This is a genomic window from Verrucomicrobiota bacterium, assembly GCA_016871535.1.
Lineage (GTDB): Bacteria > Verrucomicrobiota > Verrucomicrobiia > Limisphaerales > SIBE01 > VHCZ01.
On sequence record VHCZ01000138.1, the window covers coordinates 1 to 16,295 of the forward strand.

The 16,295-nt window shown below is 61.8% G+C and carries 15 protein-coding genes and 1 pseudogene; 3 read left to right on the forward strand and 13 right to left on the reverse strand.

Annotated elements, in window-relative coordinates; translation table 11 throughout:
- The first annotated feature begins 676 nt into the window (after positions 1-676).
- Positions 677-3,268 (forward strand): S9 family peptidase, encoded by a 2,592-nt coding sequence (locus FJ398_17080; GenBank protein ID MBM3839646.1) that lies wholly within the window; start codon positions 677-679, stop codon positions 3,266-3,268.
- Between the two features lie 169 nt (positions 3,269-3,437).
- Positions 3,438-3,701, forward strand: coding sequence for a hypothetical protein (locus FJ398_17085; GenBank protein MBM3839647.1), 264 nt, complete (start codon positions 3,438-3,440; stop codon positions 3,699-3,701).
- Positions 3,702-3,715: 14 nt separating this feature from the next.
- Here FJ398_17085 and FJ398_17090 read toward each other — a convergent pair whose 3' ends face one another.
- Positions 3,716-4,717, reverse strand: coding sequence for a Fic family protein (locus FJ398_17090; protein ID MBM3839648.1), 1,002 nt, complete (start codon positions 4,715-4,717; stop codon positions 3,716-3,718).
- 49 nt (positions 4,718-4,766) lie between these two features.
- On the opposite strand from FJ398_17090, the gene FJ398_17095 reads away from it, so the two are divergent.
- Positions 4,767-5,093 carry a hypothetical protein gene (locus FJ398_17095; GenBank protein MBM3839649.1) on the forward strand — a complete coding sequence of 109 codons (327 nt, stop codon included), beginning with the start codon at positions 4,767-4,769 and terminating at the stop codon, positions 5,091-5,093.
- Positions 5,094-5,181: 88 nt separating this feature from the next.
- Here FJ398_17095 and FJ398_17100 read toward each other — a convergent pair whose 3' ends face one another.
- The 12 genes and pseudogenes from FJ398_17100 to FJ398_17155 all read right to left on the reverse strand — a co-directional run bounded on the left by FJ398_17100 (position 5,182) and on the right by FJ398_17155 (position 16,159).
- The gene (locus tag FJ398_17100; GenBank protein MBM3839650.1) at positions 5,182-5,898 is read right to left on the reverse strand and encodes a M48 family metallopeptidase; all 717 of its coding nucleotides are present in this window, start codon (positions 5,896-5,898) and stop codon (positions 5,182-5,184) included.
- Positions 5,895-6,128 (reverse strand): hypothetical protein, encoded by a 234-nt coding sequence (locus FJ398_17105; GenBank protein MBM3839651.1) that lies wholly within the window; start codon positions 6,126-6,128, stop codon positions 5,895-5,897. The genes FJ398_17100 and FJ398_17105 overlap by 4 nt, the downstream gene beginning before the upstream one ends.
- A 5-nt stretch (positions 6,129-6,133) precedes the next feature.
- Positions 6,134-7,978 carry a restriction endonuclease subunit R gene (locus FJ398_17110; protein MBM3839652.1) on the reverse strand — a complete coding sequence of 615 codons (1,845 nt, stop codon included), beginning with the start codon at positions 7,976-7,978 and terminating at the stop codon, positions 6,134-6,136.
- A 75-nt stretch (positions 7,979-8,053) separates the two neighbouring features.
- Positions 8,054-8,860, reverse strand: a pseudogene (locus tag FJ398_17115) (restriction endonuclease subunit R).
- Positions 8,857-9,990 carry a Fic family protein gene (locus FJ398_17120; protein MBM3839653.1) on the reverse strand — a complete coding sequence of 378 codons (1,134 nt, stop codon included), beginning with the start codon at positions 9,988-9,990 and terminating at the stop codon, positions 8,857-8,859. The pseudogene FJ398_17115 and the gene FJ398_17120 overlap by 4 nt, the downstream one beginning before the upstream one ends.
- Positions 9,991-10,417: 427 nt before the next feature.
- A complete protein-coding gene (locus tag FJ398_17125; protein MBM3839654.1) occupies positions 10,418-10,888 on the reverse strand; it encodes a tryptophan-rich sensory protein in 471 nt (156 codons plus the stop codon).
- Positions 10,889-10,929: 41 nt separating this feature from the next.
- Positions 10,930-11,394: an SRPBCC family protein gene (locus FJ398_17130; protein MBM3839655.1), complete on the reverse strand. Its 465-nt coding sequence runs from the start codon at positions 11,392-11,394 to the stop codon at positions 10,930-10,932.
- Positions 11,391-12,839 carry an SDR family oxidoreductase gene (locus tag FJ398_17135; GenBank protein MBM3839656.1) on the reverse strand — a complete coding sequence of 483 codons (1,449 nt, stop codon included), beginning with the start codon at positions 12,837-12,839 and terminating at the stop codon, positions 11,391-11,393. Before FJ398_17135 ends, FJ398_17130 begins: the two co-directional genes overlap by 4 nt.
- Complete coding sequence (gene uvsE, locus FJ398_17140; protein MBM3839657.1) at positions 12,829-13,770, reverse strand: UV DNA damage repair endonuclease UvsE; 942 nt, start codon at positions 13,768-13,770, stop codon at positions 12,829-12,831. The genes FJ398_17135 and uvsE overlap by 11 nt, the downstream gene beginning before the upstream one ends.
- Positions 13,771-13,897: 127 nt before the next feature.
- Positions 13,898-14,422, reverse strand: coding sequence for a hypothetical protein (locus tag FJ398_17145; GenBank protein MBM3839658.1), 525 nt, complete (start codon positions 14,420-14,422; stop codon positions 13,898-13,900).
- A 359-nt stretch (positions 14,423-14,781) separates the two neighbouring features.
- Complete coding sequence (locus tag FJ398_17150; GenBank protein ID MBM3839659.1) at positions 14,782-15,009, reverse strand: hypothetical protein; 228 nt, start codon at positions 15,007-15,009, stop codon at positions 14,782-14,784.
- A gap of 4 nt (positions 15,010-15,013) precedes the next feature.
- A complete protein-coding gene (locus tag FJ398_17155; GenBank protein ID MBM3839660.1) occupies positions 15,014-16,159 on the reverse strand; it encodes a hypothetical protein in 1,146 nt (381 codons plus the stop codon).
- Between the last annotated feature and the right edge of the window lie 136 nt (positions 16,160-16,295).

The window sequence follows — 16,295 nt, forward strand, 5'->3', positions numbered from 1 at the left end:
GCAGACCATGGACGTGTTCTGGCTCAAGTCCGACACGGAGCGCGTCTCGAATGGCTCCGTCGCGCCGGGCGAGAACACCGTTATCACGACCACGTTCGGTCATCGTTTCGCGGTCGTGGGTCGCGATGACAAGGCCGAGCGCGTTGTCACCAGCGAAGTGCCGGTGCAGGCGATGCGGTTCGATCCGCCGGACGCGGACGGCATCCCGGCGTTTTACACACAGCGGGTGAAGGCGGGTGGATTTCCGATTGTCGCATCGGCGCAGGTGAATCCATACGCGCTCAAGGAGGCGGCTTACCTAGTGGAGTTGCTGCTCGAGCGGCGGCCGGATGTGCGCGCGGCGATGGTCAAGAGCGGCGCGCGGCTCTGCATTCTCGCCTGGAACGAATTCACCACCGATCAGCCCGAGTGGCGATGGCTCGCGAAGGATCCGATTCCCGGCTTTCCCGGCATTTCCGCCCGTGACTTTCGCGACGCCCGCGCGCGCGGCATGGGCGGAAGCGCGACCGATCCGTTCTGTTCCTGCGGCGAGGAGAATCTGCTGGGCTACCCTGGCGACCCGTATTCGACCGAGAACATTCTCATCCACGAGCTGGCCCATAACATCCACTTGCGCGGCATGGCGAATGTGGATCCGGGTTTCGACGCGCGCGTGAAGGCCGCATACGACGCGGCGATGAAGGCGGGGTTGTGGAAGGGGAAATACGCGTCGGTGAATCATCACGAGTATTTCGCCGAGGGCGTCCAGAGCTGGTTCGACGACAACCGTGAGAACGACCACGACCACAACCACGTCAACACCCGCGCCGAATTGCTCGAATACGACGCCGGTCTCGCCGCGTTGTGTCGCGAGGTTTTTGGCGACACGGTGTTGAAGTACACCAAGCCTGCGACACGCCTCCGAGATCACTTGGAAGGTTACGATCCAACGAAAGCGCCGAAGTTCGAGTGGCCGGAGCGGCTGCAACAGGCGAAGGCCGCCATCCGCCGCCAGGCCGAGGAACGTTCGCGAACGGGCGCGACGGTGTCACCACGTGCTCAAACTGCCACCAACGATCCCTCGCTGCTGACCGTGGAACGGATTTTTGCCGCCGGTGAGTTCCGCGAAGAAAAGCCCGCGTCGATACGTTGGAGTCGGCGCACGTCCGATTACTTCACACTGGAAGCTCCGGCGGCGGCCGGCCCGGGCCGTGATCTCCTGCGCAACGACCCGGCCACCGGCCGGAAGGCAGTGGTTGTGCCGGCCGGCGCTTTTATCCCGGAGGGGCGGACGCGACCGCTGTCGATCGAGGCGTTCGAGTTTTCGGCGGATGAATCAAAGCTGTTGCTTCACACTGATAGCCAGCGCGTCTGGCGGCGGAACACGCGCGGTGATTACTGGGTGTTGGACGTCGCCACGCGCGCGTTGCGCCGGCTCGGCGGGGATGCCGCGCCGTCCACGCTCATGTTCGCCAAGTTTTCGCCCGACGGCTCGCGGGTGACGTACGTGCGCGAGAACAATCTTTACGTCCAGGAACTGCGCCGGATGCGGATCACGGCCCTGACCAGCGACGGCTCGGCCACGCGCATCAATGGCACTTCAGACTGGGTGAACGAGGAGGAACTGGACATTCGCGACGGCTTTCGCTGGAGCCCGGACGGTCGCTCGATCGCTTTCTGGCAGTTCGATCTCAGCGGCGTGCGTCAGTTTCATCTCATCGACAACACGGCGGGCAACTATCCGAAGATCACTTCCTTTCCCTATCCCAAGGTCGGCGAGACGAACTCCGCCACGCGACTGGGCGTGGTCGCTGCCACCGGAAGCAAAGCGCGCTGGCTACAAATCCCGGGCGATCCGCGCGAACATTACCTGCCGCACCTCGAATGGACGCCCGACGGCGCGCACCTCGTCCTTCAGCAGTTCAATCGCCTCCAAAACACGAATCTCGTGATGGTCGCCAATCCCAAGACCGGCGCGACGCGCGTGGCCCTGCGGGAGACGGACCCCGCGTGGGTGGATAATCTGAACCCGTTTCGTTGGACGGGTTCCGCGGGAAGTTTTGTCTGGCTAAGCGAACGCGACGGCTGGCGGCACGCGTATCTCGCGGGCTTGAACGGGCAAGGTTTTTCGCGGATTACGGGCGGCAGCTTCGACGTAATCGAGACCGAGGCACTCGATGACACTGGTGGCTGGCTTTACTACGCCGCCTCTCCGGAAAATCCCACCCAGCGTTATCTCTTCCGCACCCGATTGACCGGCGGCCCGGCGGAGCGCCTCACGCCTGAGGGCCAGCCCGGTTGGCACACCTACGACCTTTCGCCGGATTGCCAGTGGGCCGTGCATACTTATTCCACTTTCACCACGCCACCGGTGGTGGAACTCGTCAGCCTGCCCGATCACAAGGTGGCGCGGGTGCTGGCGGACAACCGGACGCTGCGCGAGAAATTGTCCGCGCTGAAGAAGCCCTCGACGGAGTTTTTGAAGATCGACATCGGAGAAAATGTTTCGCTGGATGCCTGGCGCATTCGCCCGCCGGAACTGGATCCGGTCGGCAAACATCCGTTGTTCATTTACGTCTATGGCGAACCGGCCGGGGCGACCGTGAAGGATTCGTGGAGTGGGCGCACCACGTTGTGGCACTGGATGCTCGCGCAGCAGGGCTACCTCGTGGCCAGTGTGGACAATCGCGGCACGGCCACGCCACGCGGACGCGACTGGCGACGCAGTGTGCATCGCCAAATCGGGATCCTCGCGACCCTCGACCAGGCCGCCGCTGTGCGCTCCATGCTCCAACGATGGCCGGAGGCGGATGCCAGGCGCGTGGGCGTCTGGGGCTGGAGCGGCGGCGGCAGCATGAGTCTGAACGCCATTTTCCGTTACCCGGATTTGTATTCCACCGCCATCGCCGTCGCCCCGAACGCGAACCAGCTTCTTTACGACACCATTTATCAGGAGCGTTATATGGGATTGCCCGGCGACAACGCTGAGGGCTATCGCGACGGTTCGCCGCTGACGCACGCGCGGCATTTGCGAGGCAGCTTGCTCGTCGTTCACGGCACGGGCGACGACAACGGGCACTATCAGGGCACGGAGATGTTGATGAACGAACTCATTGCGCGGAACAAGCCGTTCACCGTCCTGCCGTATCCGAACCGCTCGCACGGCATTTCCGAAGGCGCCAACACCGTCCGGCACTTTTACGGCACGCTCACGCGCTACTTGCACGAGCATTTGCCCGTTGGTGGACTCACGGATTTGCGACAGAAAGAAGTGGGCAGAAAGAATTGAGCATGAAGAGAAAGAATTTTTTTTCTGCCCCCTTCTTTCTGTCAGCTCTTCATCTGCGCCATGACGAGTGCGATGCTGCACACGCAGCCGCCGTTCGTCGCCGGGATCGAACGCGGGGAACGGAGAAGTTCGCGGGTGCCGTGCTCGTGAGCGAGTTGGGCTGCACCGCGTGCCATCCCAGTGGACAGAATGCGTTTGCGGCGAAGCGGTGCCGGACGTCTTTGCAGTGAACTGGAAAGTCGAGCCGCGCTTCGTGGACGAGTTCATCTCCCCCGGCGTAACCAACACGGCAGTAGAAGCGCGTGTGACGCTCGCCAGCGGACTGTCCAACAGCAAACACACGCTGGAAATTTCCGGCAGCGAAGCCACGCCCATCGCGGTCATCCGCGTGTATCGGCCGGGGTTGGCTCAAGCGGGTCTTCGCTGTAAGTAAGTAAGCGTGAGATCTCACTTCAGAACGTATCGTCCGGTTTTCAGCGTGCCCACGCGTTTGACCAACCCGGCTTTCACCAGCGGCCGCAGCAAATCCATCGCGCCTTGCTTCGATACCTTCAGCGCGGCCCAGAGTTCCGACGGCGTCAGGCCGCCGCGCTGGCCGAGCAGTTTCAGCAACTGCTCCTGGCGCGGACGCAGCACCAGCTTCGCCCGCGCCGATGTCACCGAGAGCTGACCCATCCGCTCCCATACCCGCTCCAGCGTTTGCTGCAATCCCTCGGCGCAATACTCCAGCCACGACGTCAGGTCGTCCCCCTCGCGCCGCACCGCGTCCAACGCAGCGTAATAGCGCGGGCGATCCTCCCAGTAGAACTCGTCCACCGCGAACAGGTGATGCGAATCAAACCCGCGCCGATAAAGCTCCCATAGCGCCAGCGCGCGTCCTGTGCGCCCGTTACCGTCGGCAAACGGATGGATGGCCTCGAACTGGTAATGCACAATCGCCGAGCTCAACACCGGCGAAATCCCCGGCGCGTCCTTGTTCCACCATTCCAGCAGCTCGAACATCAGGCCCGACACCTCCTCCGGAGACGGTGGCACAAACTGCCCCACCCGCACCCGCATCGTCCGGTAACGGCCCGCCTCGCCTTGGTCCATCACCGCGCCCGCGATGATGGCGTGCAGACGGAAGATGTCCTCGTGGGTCAACCGCTTCTTGCCCGCCTGCTTCTCGACATGCCGCAGCGCGGCGAAGTAGTTGAGAACTTCGCGACGTGCCCGCGCCGGCGCGGCCACCGTCGCTCCCTCTTCCAGCGCGCGGACCTCCTCCAGCGTCAGCGGATTGCCCTCGATGGCCGTCGAACTGTGGGTGTTGCGCGCCCGTGTGTCCTTTTGCAGCGTCGGAATCCACGGCACTTGCACCGTGGCGTTCTGGATGCGCTCCCGCAGCGCGGCGATGCCCTCCACCCGCGCCAGCAGGCCCGTGGTGATGGTGAACTGCGGCTGGTAGCTCATGCGGAACAGACTGCTGACAAGTCAACCGTCAGTCAAGCATCGGTCAAGTATGGGTCAAGTGTTCATGTCCGGTTCCGCCGTGCGCGAGACGCAACTCTTCAACCTCAAGGACAACCCGGACGAACTCCTCGCCGAACACCACGACCCGGAAGTGGTGGCCTTGACCGGCGTGCAACCCGGAAAAGAACAGGTGAATCTCGCCCCTGACCCGCGCCACGCCGCGAAGCTTGCGGAAATGCAGGGCCTGCTGCTTGCGGAGATGCGCCGCCTCAACGACCCGTGGCGGCTGTGGAACCAGCCCGCTGATGCCCTCACCCCGCCGCCCGACGCGCCCGCCCAGAAAAAGACGGGCAAAAAGAAGAAGAACGAAAAGTGACGGAGCCGGGGCGCCGCACGGCTGATGCGGCCTCACACCCTGTGCAGGCAGGGCGCGTCAAAGCCGGTCAGCCACATGTCCCGCACGATCACGACGCCCAGCGGTGCAAACGCTTCCACATTTCGCGGAGTTGGGTGTCGCGTTTTTGGAAATCGGGGCAGTGATGGCGGACGAGTTGCCAGAAATGTTGTGAGTGGTTCATCTCGGACAAATGGCAAAGCTCATGGACGATGACGTAATCCACGAGTTCCGACGGCAGGAAAAGGAGTTTGGCGTTTAGGGAAATCGTCCTGTGCCGGGAGCAACTGGCCCAGCGCGTCTTTTGCTTTTTCACCATCAGGCGCTTTAAGCGCAAACCGGTGCGTCGGCTCAATTCTTCAAGGCGAGGGACAAGATGCTTGCGCGTTTCACGCATGAGCCAGCGGTTCAAGGCGGCGCGACAGCGGCGCTCGTCAGCAACTTTCCCAAAGACGAGCAGCGTTGACGGCCCAATCTCCCGCACCGCGACCCACGGCACGTCTGTCTCGCGTTGCAGGACGTGCCAGTCGAGGCCGATGGCGGCGAGCTTGATTTCCGTGGGCAACCGCCACACCGGTTCGGGTTCAAAGAATTTCCGGCGCGACTCGGCCTGTTCCATCGCGGATCGAATCCAATGCTTCTTGCGCGCAAGCAGGGCGGGAATTTTTGCGCTGTCGTAGCCACGCGGCACAACGACCTCCAGCCCGCGCTGCATGGTGACACGCAGGCGGATATTTCGAGCGCGTGGACTGACGCGCAGATGATACTGGAATAAGGCTTCGGTCATTCGCTTTGGGCGCGATAGTTTTTCCGGCGGAGCAATTTGATGCAACGATCCACGAAGTCCTTGTCCGTGCGATGCAACCCGTCAGCGGCAAACTGCTTTGCCAAAATCTTGGTGAACTCGCGGAACAAATCCTTGGCGACGGCTTGGGCGGTGTTGAGCGTCGGGTTGCCTTGGCCACAGAGTTGAGGCTGGACGAGGCCCTCCTGCTTGTAGATGGCAAGGAAGCGCACTTCGGCTATGCGACCTTGTCGGCGTAAAGATATTTCTGGAAGCCAGCGAACACTTTTCCAATCTCCGCCGGTTGGCCTAGATCGGACACGGCATCGGCGATGGCGTGATACTTGAGTCGCAGCAAGGGCGTGAGCTTCTCCTGGTCCAGTTCCTCAACGCCCACGGTGACATAGTGCTGGAGCACGAAGTCGAGAAATGCCTGCTGCTTCGCGTTGAATTGCGTGTTGATATAGACGCGCGCATGCGCGGCGCGGACCTCCCGTGTGAGCGGCGCTTTGGAATACGCCACATGAGCCAGCACGTCGAACAGGTCGCTGGCCTCGGCGTCAATGATCTTCTGCATCTCGACCAGTTGCTCCTGGCCGAAGCCCCTTTCGGCAAGGCCCAGCAACAGCTTCTTGCGTGTGTCCGGCGCGCTCCAGATGGCGCGCAGTTCCTCTTCGTTGTGGAAGAACTCCGGCAGCTTGCCGAAGAGCATTTCCATGAACTGCTGCGACGTCATCGGCGTGCCATCCGGATGCCAGAAGCTCGTGCAGGTCATGTGCTGGATGTTGCGCTCCTTGCCGTCGGCCAGTTTCACCTTGGCCTTCTTCCGGCACACGCACGGACGCTGACCGCACTTGGGACAAGGCTCTTTCGGACATACGCACGGTGACTGGCCGCAGACCTCGCATGGGCCGGGCGGCGGTTTCACGCAGACGCACGGCGACTGGCCGCAGGTGGCGCACGGCTCCGTCGGATCGGGTTCCAGCGGTTCGCCATCCCACTCGGGGTCGAGGAAGTGTTGGTGCGCCTTCACGAAGTCGTAGATCGTGAAGAAATCCTTCCCGTCGAAGAGCCGTGTGCCGCGCCCGATGATCTGCTTGAACTCGATCATCGAATTCACCGGTCGCATCAGCACGATGTTGCGGATGTTGCGGGCGTCCACGCCGGTCGAGAGTTTCTGCGACGTGGTCAGTATGGTCGGGATGGTCTTTTCGTTGTCCTGGAAGTCGCGCAGGTGTTGCTCGCCGATCTCGCCGTCGTTGGCCGTGACGCGCTGGCAGTAGTTGGGATCGCTGCTGCGCTTCATCTGGTTGATCAAGTCGCGCATCAGCAGGGCGTGCGATTGCGTGGCGCAGAACACCAGCGTCTTTTCGTTCTGGTCGATCTGCGACATGAAGATTTCCACCCGCTTGCGCTCGCGCTCGCGGATTTCGATGTTCCGGTTGAAGTCGGCCTCCTCGTAGAGCTTGCCCGCCTCGACTTGGCCTTCCACCACCGTGTCGTCGGGCGTGTAATAGTATGTGTCCAGCGTGGTCTGGATTTGCTTCACCTTGAACGGCGTCAGGTAGCCGTCGTTGATGCCGTCCTTGAGCGAGTAGATGAACACCGGCTCGCCGAAATACCGGTAGGTGTCCACGTTGTCCTTCCGCTTCGGCGTGGCCGTCAGGCCGAGCTGCACGGCGGGTGCGAAATACTCCATGATGCCGCGCCAGTTGCTTTCATCGTTCGCGCCGCCGCGATGGCACTCGTCGATGATGATGAAATCGAAAAAGTCCGGCGGATACTCCCCGAAGTAGCCTTCGACAGGCTCAGGCACCGACGCAGCCCGAGAAAGTCGCTGTAGTTCCCGCACCTCACCTTTGATCAACGCGAGTTTTTTGGCGCGACTCCAACCCTGAACCTGCTTCTCGCGTGCAAAGGCCTGATCGATACGATCAAACGTCTCGTAGTAGATGAGTTTTACTGGCAGGCGTGCGCCCGCATGTTCAGCGCCTTCGCCGGCTTTGTGTTGCTCCAATCGCAAGCGCAGGTCTCTGGTGCTTCCCGTGTAGAAGCTCCCGTCCGCGCACACTAGCACATACATGTAGCCGTAGGCGTCACGGATGTCAGTGACCTCTGGAAGAGTGTCTAGGTGGGAGTCTCCCTCGGTGGCTGAGCCTGCCGAAGCCATGAAAGTCTGGAAGATGGTGAAGAACAGGCTGCCGTTCTTCGGAACTTTGCCCTTCTTGCGGATGTCCTCCGGCTTGATGCGCACCATCGCATCTTCGGGGAACGACGAGAACGCATTGTAAGCCTGATTCGCCAGAATGTTGCGGTCGGCGAGAAAGAGAATGCGCGGCCTCCGTGTCGGCTCGCCCGACAGATTCCAGCGCGAGTGAAACAGCTTCCACGCGATCTGAAACGCGATGAACGTCTTGCCCGTGCCGGTGGCCAGGGTGAGCAGGATGCGATTGCGCTTGGCGACGATGGCCTGCAAGACGCGTTCGATGGCGACGTCCTGGTAATACCGGCCCGGATGGGAGCCGCCCTTGTCCTCGTAGGGCACGGTGGCGAAACGATCCCGCCACGCATCCTGTTTGGCGAAGGTGAAACTCCACAGTTCATCCGGCGAGGGGAAGCACGGGATTTCCCCCTCCGCGCCGGTGTCCATGTCAATGCGGTAGATGCCATGGCCGTTCGTGGCGAGCGCATAGCGCACCGCCAGCTTGCCCGCGTAATCCTTAGCCTGCCCGACGCCCTCCGTGACTTGCTCCGTGTCCGCTTTGGCCTCCACCACAGCGAGCTTGGTGTTGCGGTATTCGAGCACGTAGTCTGCCTTCAGCGGCTTGGCCCGGCGCCCGCGGCCCTCGATGCGCCCGGGGCTGATGAGATATTCGCGCCGGATGCGGCTGCCCTCGACCACGCTCCAGCCCGCCGCCTTCAGCGCGGGGTCGATCAGTTCGGCTCTGGTCTCGGCTTCGTTCATGCGTAAGGCGTGAACTCGTTGGTGTCCCGTGTGAGCAAACGCATCAGCTTCGGATGAATGAAAAGCTTTTCGCGGCCCACCGGTTTTTCCTCCAGCACGCCGAGTCGGACCAGTTCCTTCAAATAGTTCGAGGCGGTTTGGCGAACGGCTATTTCCTTGGCCGTCACGTTTTGAATCCGGCAATACGGCAGCTCGAAAATCAAGTCCATCAACTCGTGAGTGTAAATCTTCGGCGCGGCTTTGCGCACAAAATCCGTCGTGTGCTTTTGCAGCTTCCGCATCGCCGCGATCTTCGCCACCGTCCAGTGCGCCGTTTCCTCCACACCCTTGAGCATGAACAAAATCCACGCCTCCCATTCATCCGTCTGCGTCACCTCACGCAGCAGCCGGTAATAATCCGCCTTGTGCTGGATGATGTGACGGCTCAGGTAGAGGATCGGCAGCGTCAGCAACCCCTCGCTGATGAAATAAAGGCTGTTCAGCACGCGGCCGGTCAGGCCGTTGCCATCCGTGAACGGATGGATCGCCTCAAACTGATAATGCCCCACCGCCATCCGCACCAGCGGGTCAATGTCCGTCGCCTCGTGCAGAAACTTTTCCCAGTTCGACAGCAGCTCGCGCAATAAATCCTCGCCCACCGGCGGCGTATAGACGACTTCTCCCGCCGCCCGCGCCAGCGCCGTGCCCGGCATCGTCCGCACCCGCATCGGCTTGCCTTTGATGCGGCTGCAAATCTCCTCCGCCGTGCGTGTGGCCAGCGGACGATTCTTCAGCGACTGAAATCCCTCCAGCAGCGCCTGACCGTAACGCAGCGCCTCTCGCGTCGCCGCGTCGGCGCTCTCGTCCATCTCGCGGAATTGGAACAGCCGATCCGTCGTCGTGATGATGTTTTCGATGGCTGAACTCGCCTGCGCTTCCAGCAGCGGCAGTGTATTGATGAGCACGCTTTGGTTCGGGATCAATTCCCCCGCCTGCTTCAATTCCGACAACGCCGCCCGTGCCCGGATGCACTGTTTGAGGATCGCCTTCGTTTCCAGCTCGGGCTTGGGTGGCAGCGGCGGCAGCGCGTTGAATGGCTCTTGCGGACGCCACACCGCCAATGGTTTTGAGGATTTTCGCGCGGGAGCCATGCCCGGAGTTTATGTCGCCCATTTTAACACGTCAAAGGAATGCGTTAAAAGTCAGGCCGCATTTTAACACGTTCCAGCCGCCGGTCAAAACCGGCGACACGTCGAAATGGCGGGTGAATTTCGACACGTTTTGGCGATGTGTCGAAACCGGCGACACGTCGGGAATTTACCCAAGCGGGGTTGTGGCGATGGACCGCGGGCAAGACGCAACCTCGTTGGGGTTGGGGGAAATGACGGGGGCGTGACCCAGGGTAGCGCGTCCCGCGCAACCCTGGGCTGAAGGATGCAATCCCGTTGGGATTGAAAACGGTGCGCGCGGGTTTATCTCACAGTTCCCCGCTGAAGGCTTGGTGCAGGTGCGACTTTTTCAACGCCGCCAGCGCCGCCTGCTTTTGTGGCCGTGTCAGCCGTTGGGTTTCGATTTCGTTCATGGGTTCAGCCTCCACAACGTGCCGTTCAGCACCGCCGCAAAACTCACCCACGCGAGATACGGCACCAGCAGCCACGCCGCGGGGCGCTGCACTTGCCAGAAAAGCGCGATGGTCCACGCGATGGCCAGCCACAGCAGAATGATTTCCGCAAACGCCAGGCCGGAACGACGCAGACCGAAGAAAATCGGCGTCCACGCGGTATTGAGCGCGAGTTGCACAAGGAAGGGCACCAGCGAGCGGCGCTGCGAGATGAACCCGCCGCGTTTCCACACCATCCACGCCGCCACCGCCATCATCGTATAGAGCGTTGTCCAGACCGGGCCGAACACCCAGCTCGGGGGATTCCACGACGGCTTCCGTAGCGTGGCATACCATTCGCCCGGCATGAACAGCGCCCCGGTTGCCGCGGCGCTGAAACAAAGCGCCAGCCAGCCCGCCAAGGCGAAGCCGGCCCGGAAGCCGGTCATACGGTGTTCCGGGTTGCTGCCCTTGGTGTTTGCCTTCTCGTTCATTTCTGATGGTTTCCGGCGACGCCAAACCGAGCCCGCAGCGACTCCTGACGGAACGTAAAAATCTTCTCTATATCCCGCCGCACAAAGAGCGGATGCGCGATGAAATCAAAGGGCACGGCGTAGCGCACCACATCCCGGGCCAGCGTCCCGCCATCGTGCGCTTCAAAGACGTGCTCGTGAATCCATTGCCGATACGGCCCTCGCAGTTGCTCATCCACAAAGCGGTGCGGCGGTTGCCATTCCCGGATGAGCGTGCGCCAGCGCATGGGCAGGCCGCGCACGCGTATTTGGTAATCAATCAGCGCCCCCGCTCGCATTTCGATGGGACGCGGCGTCAGGATGCCAAAATGCAGCCAAGGCGGCGTGATCGCATCCAGATTGCCCGCGTCCGCAAAGAATGGAAACAACTCCTCCGGCGGCAGCGGCAACCATAGTTCGCATTGGAATTCGTGAATCGTCATGCGCGCTTCTCCGCCGAGGTCGCAATGGCGCGCAGCATGCCCGCAAAAACAAGTTGGTGCAAAGGCCAGACGGCATACCAGTAAGCCAGCCCCAACAGCCCGAGCGGATCGAACGTCGCGGTTTGGCGCAGGCTCGCGTTGCCGCCGTCCGGCTGCACCTCGAATTCCAGCCACGCGCGCCCGGGCAGTTTCATCTCGGCAGCCAAGCGTAACTGCCGGCCCGCCTCTATACTTTCGACACGCCAGCAATCCAGCGTGTCGCCCGCTCGCAAACGTTCCGGATCACGACGCCCCCGGCGCATCCCGACTCCGCCCAGCAAGAGATCCAGCCAGCCGCGCAAAGTCCAGAGCCAGTTCGCATAATACCAGCCCGTCGCACCGCCGATGCGCTCCACGGCGGCGAAGACGGCAGCGGGCTCAGCCGTCACCGCCATCGAACGCGAGTCCACCAACCGATTGCCAAATCGCGTCCCGCCCCACTGCTCGGGTGTGCCGGCGGCCGACAACGCGTCCGACCACCGGGTCACTGCATAGCTTGAGTCCTCGTTTCGGAGCGCGCTCGCAATCGCCCCCCGCACGCCAATCGGTCGGATGGCAAAGCGGCGTTGCGCCGAATCGTCTCGCACCACCGTGGGGTGACGCAGGCTGTCAATCAACTTGCGTCCGACCCGCGCATACAGGGGCGTCACCAGGCCCAGCCACAGGCTGGAAAGCCGGGGCGTCAACAGGGGCACGGGAATCATCCATCGCCGCAGCCCGCGTTGGTGCGCGTATTCGCGCATCAGATCGCCATAAGAAACTTGGTCTGGCCCGCCGATCTCGATAGTCAGGCTGCGATGGCCGGTTTCAACCTCCAGGGCCGCCCGCAAATAGGCGAGCACATCACCGATGGCGATGGGCTGCGCCGTGACCCGCACCCAGCGTGGCGTCACCATCACCGGCAATCGCTCGACGAGCGCACGGATCATCTCAAACGACAGGCTGCCTGAACCGATGATGATGGAAGCCCGGAGTTCAACCACCGGCACGCCGTGGGCACGCAGACGCCCTCCCACCTCGTGCCGGCTGCGCAGGTGCGCCGACAGCTCCGCCTCGTCCTCGCCCAAGCCGCCGAGATAAATAATCCGCTGCACGCCCGCTGCGGCGGCAGCACTGGCGAAATTGTCCGCGGCGAGCCGGTCCTGCTCCTCAAAGTCGCCCGTCGTCCGCATGGAATGAACCAGATAATATGCCGCCTCGGCACCCTGCATGGCGGCGGACAACGAAGCGGCATCCAGCACATCACCAGCAACGACCTCCACGCCCGCCGGCACGCGCGACGACAGGCGGTCTGGCTGCCGCGCCAAGCACCGCACACGACAGCCGTCCTGCACCAGGAGCGGCAACAATCGGCCGCCGACATAGCCCGTTGCTCCGGTGACAAGAATGAGTTTGTCAGCGGGCATTCCGTGCTCCTTTCCCATGGAGGTCGTCAATGAGTCGCGCCACCGCCAGCTCCTTGGCCTTGGCCTCGACCTCCACCGTCAGCGGCCAGCCCAACCACTCATCCGGGAAATCAGCGACGTTGATGTAGTCATGGTGCCGCTGCGGCTTCGGCCCGTTCCAGCCTTCGATCGGGCTGGAAATATGAAACAGCGGTTCTGACTTCCACGTTTTCCGCGCCCGCTTCGTGGTCTCGGCCACGCTCAATCCGTCAGACAGACAGCGATGGTGATGCACGTCGTAGACCAGCGGCACGCCGGTGTCGGCGCAAACGGGCAGGAGGTCGGAAGGCGTGTAAACCTTGTCGTCATTCTCCAGCGTGAGCCGCGATCGCACCGGCACAGGCAGGCGTTCAATGTTCTTCCGCAGAGCCCCAAGCGCGGCGGTCTTGTCGCCATACGCGCCGCCGCCGTGGATGTTGATCGTGTCCGCCCCAACCCACTCAGCGACCTCGGCCTGGTAATCCAGTTCCTCCAGCGAATGCGCGAGCGTTTTGGGATTCGGGGAATTGAGCACCACGAATTGATCGGGATGAAATGAGAGTCGCAGAGCATTGGCACGGGCGAACTTACCGCATTCCTTGAAACGCTCCACGATGCCCGCGCCGCCCGGCAATTCGCTCATTGTGTAGCCCGCCGTGGGGTGCGTCTTCACGGGCAGAATCTGGCTGTTCACCCGGAACGCGGCGATGCCGTGCGCCGCGCAAAATCTCAGCGCAGCGAGCAACGCGTCAGCATTGGCCAGGCACAGATCCGCCAGCCGCGCCAGCCTCTGTTTCCTGGTCAGGCGGAGCATCGCCGTTGCCGTGGTCGTGCGGAACTTGATCGGCTCAACGGCGAACAGGCAGCACAATCCCAGACGCAGCCCGCCCGTCGCGGGTGGATTTCTTGGCACGGAAATGGATGGTCGTGCGTTCACAATGCTCCGGTGAAGGCTTGGTGCAGGAGCGACTTTTTCAACGCCGCCAGCGCCGCCTGCTTTTGCTCGTAGCGCCACGTCAGCCGTTGGGTGTCGGCGGGGCTCATAGCTCCGAAATGATTGGCTTCCCAAATTCAAATAACGGTCCCTCGCACAAGGCTGCCGACACTTTCGCCGCCGTGGAGGGTTGGCGTCTGTTTAGTCCCTTGATTGCGTTGAATGCGGGAATCGGTTTAACGGGCATTTGGACGACCGTAAAGCCGATGCGAACTGGATTTCCGAGCAGCGAACTCAGGTGTCGGAGATCGGAAACGTATTGGATAGTCGTGGCGGATTTCCTCTCGGGCGAGGGATGGAAATGGAGATAAACCAATTCTGGCTTGCATCGCCGCTCTGTCGCCACCGCGCACGCCGAAGCGGCGCGGTGCACCATTTGGTAAACCGCATCTGAAAAACTACCCAGGTGCAAATCATGAGCGGCAAATGGACGCAGATAGTTCAGCCAGCCCTCGACGGTTTTCCGGGGATCTGCCCCGTCGGCTTCCGGCTTGCTGATGCGCTTCGCGACAGTTTCATAACATGGTTCCGTCCACTTCGCTTCGATGGCCCAAACCGTGGATTCCGACATGATAAGAGCATCGGTTTGTGACGGATTTCCACCAGCCTTGGGCGAAGGGACGCAGTATTCAAAATGGACCGTGCTGTCGCGTGGCGCTCCCAACAACTCCAGAAGAGCATGCCATTCGCTTCGAGAGTGCTCAACCAAGCTCAACAACGGCACGGTCGAACGGTAGGGCGATTGCAGCGGCTTTCCCGCGAATCGCTCACAGAGTGCCGAAAAGTCTGTTACCGAGTCTTTATCAAAAAAGTACTTCATGTTTCACAACTCCCCGTTGAAGGCTTGGTGCAGGAGCGACTTTTTCAACGCCGCCAGCGCCGCCTGCTTTTGCTCGTAGAGCCGCGTCAGCCGTTGGGTTTCGGCGGCGTTCATTTCTTTTTTGCTGCTCCGGTTTTCAATTTCAGGAACTGCTTCTTCCACGACGTCGGGGGAGCGAAACACATCCCATCGGCTCGAACAAAGGCACAAACCTTCGGCATGCTGTGTTTGGCGCAGATGTTCGGTTGAGTGTGTCTGCACCCCACGGTTTGCTCGGCCGTGTCGCTGGGCTTTAGTGGCGCGTGGAAGGCTTCCGGTTGCTTTTGTGTTGGTGTCATAAATTCACAATTCTCCGGTGAAGGCTTGGTGCAGGAGCGACTTTTTCAACGCCGCCAGCGCCGCCTGCTTTTGCTCGTAGAGCCGCGTCAGCCGTTGGGTTTCGGCGGCGAGGGCGTCGAGTTCGTCGGCGATGGCTTGCTGCTCACTGAGCGGAGGAAATGCCACCGCGATTTGGCGAAGGTCACCGATGTTGATTTGCATGAGCGCAGCTCCGTAGGTCTTGGCTCGGATTTGTGCCTGCACCGGCTCTGCGCGCAGAAGGTGAAACCCAAAGTCTTGCGTGAGGAGTTTCGGATTGAGGCGAATCGGCACGATGCCGCGTGTCACGTTCGCGCCCGCGAGTTCCGGTGCTGCTTTGGAAAGCACGCCAGTCGAACCCCGCACACACATGAGCAGTTCTCCGCCTTGAAGCGTCGTCCGCTGGTAAGACTCGGCTCGCTTGGGATCGATCCGCTTCAAACCGTCGAGCGTGATGGTGTCATGGGTCAGGTCAGTCGGGCGCACCACGGGCAGACCACCTTCGACATCGTCGCCGGGCTGAACGATTCCGTAGGAAAGGGAGCAGTCGCCTGCCGCCGCTTCTTCGAGCGTCTTCTCCACCCAGCCTTTGCCGCGGTGGGTGAAGACGGATTGGAGGTGGCTTTCAAAGAGGGCGCGGGCGTTTTGGAGGTTCTGGGCGGCGTGGGCTTGGGCGGTGGCCAGCCCGGCAAACGCTTCGTCCAGCACCCCCACGATCCGCTGCTGCTCCGAAAGCGGGGGGACGGGAATCGCCTGCTGTAGCGTGTCCTTCACCTTCACGAACGGCTGTGCCGCACCACCCTTTATCCAAAACTCCTCGTCGTTGGTGCGATACCAGAGCCAGCGCGGGTCAACGTCCTTTCCGGGAAGCAAAACGTGCGTGTTCGCAATCGCTGTCCACTCGCCCTCGGCGGCGAATGTTTTGCCACAGCGCGCACCAACCGCCGAGATTACAACGCCGGGTTGGTTGTAGTCAGCGACAGTCACCCACACGTCTGGACCGCTCGCACTGAAACCTTGAACGAGGCCATCGCCGGGTTGGTCACTCTGCTTGCCCTTGATGATTTTGTTGTTTCCCGGACGGGACGTGACGAAATCGGCGAGCGGTCGGTTTTGCCACGAAGCCTTCATTTCAGCAGCGCCTTGATGTTCTCCAGCACTTCGGCGCTTTCGGCGTCGAGGGCGGCGGTGGTGTGGCGGGGGCACATTTTTCCCATAGCTCCCATACTCCGCGAAGCCCGCGGGCGAGCCATGTGACGCATGGGAG

Excerpts from the sequence above, each read along its gene's own strand:
- FJ398_17090 (MBM3839648.1), bottom strand. The coding sequence starts at position 4,717 with ATGAGCTACCAGCCGCAGTTCACCATCACCACGGGCCTGCTGGCGCGG.
- FJ398_17120 (MBM3839653.1), bottom strand. The coding sequence starts at position 9,990 with ATGGCTCCCGCGCGAAAATCCTCAAAACCATTGGCGGTGTGGCGTCCG.
- FJ398_17125 (MBM3839654.1), bottom strand. The coding sequence starts at position 10,888 with ATGACCGGCTTCCGGGCCGGCTTCGCCTTGGCGGGCTGGCTGGCGCTT.
- FJ398_17145 (MBM3839658.1), bottom strand. The coding sequence starts at position 14,422 with ATGTCGGAATCCACGGTTTGGGCCATCGAAGCGAAGTGGACGGAACCA.
- FJ398_17150 (MBM3839659.1), bottom strand. The coding sequence starts at position 15,009 with ATGACACCAACACAAAAGCAACCGGAAGCCTTCCACGCGCCACTAAAG.
- FJ398_17130 (MBM3839655.1), bottom strand. The coding sequence starts at position 11,394 with ATGACGATTCACGAATTCCAATGCGAACTATGGTTGCCGCTGCCGCCG.
- FJ398_17080 (MBM3839646.1), top strand. The coding sequence starts at position 677 with ATGAAGGCGGGGTTGTGGAAGGGGAAATACGCGTCGGTGAATCATCAC.
- FJ398_17155 (MBM3839660.1), bottom strand. The coding sequence starts at position 16,159 with ATGAAGGCTTCGTGGCAAAACCGACCGCTCGCCGATTTCGTCACGTCC.
- FJ398_17100 (MBM3839650.1), bottom strand. The coding sequence starts at position 5,898 with ATGACCGAAGCCTTATTCCAGTATCATCTGCGCGTCAGTCCACGCGCT.
- FJ398_17095 (MBM3839649.1), top strand. The coding sequence starts at position 4,767 with ATGGGTCAAGTGTTCATGTCCGGTTCCGCCGTGCGCGAGACGCAACTC.
- FJ398_17110 (MBM3839652.1), bottom strand. The coding sequence starts at position 7,978 with ATGTATGTGCTAGTGTGCGCGGACGGGAGCTTCTACACGGGAAGCACC.
- FJ398_17135 (MBM3839656.1), bottom strand. The coding sequence starts at position 12,839 with ATGCCCGCTGACAAACTCATTCTTGTCACCGGAGCAACGGGCTATGTC.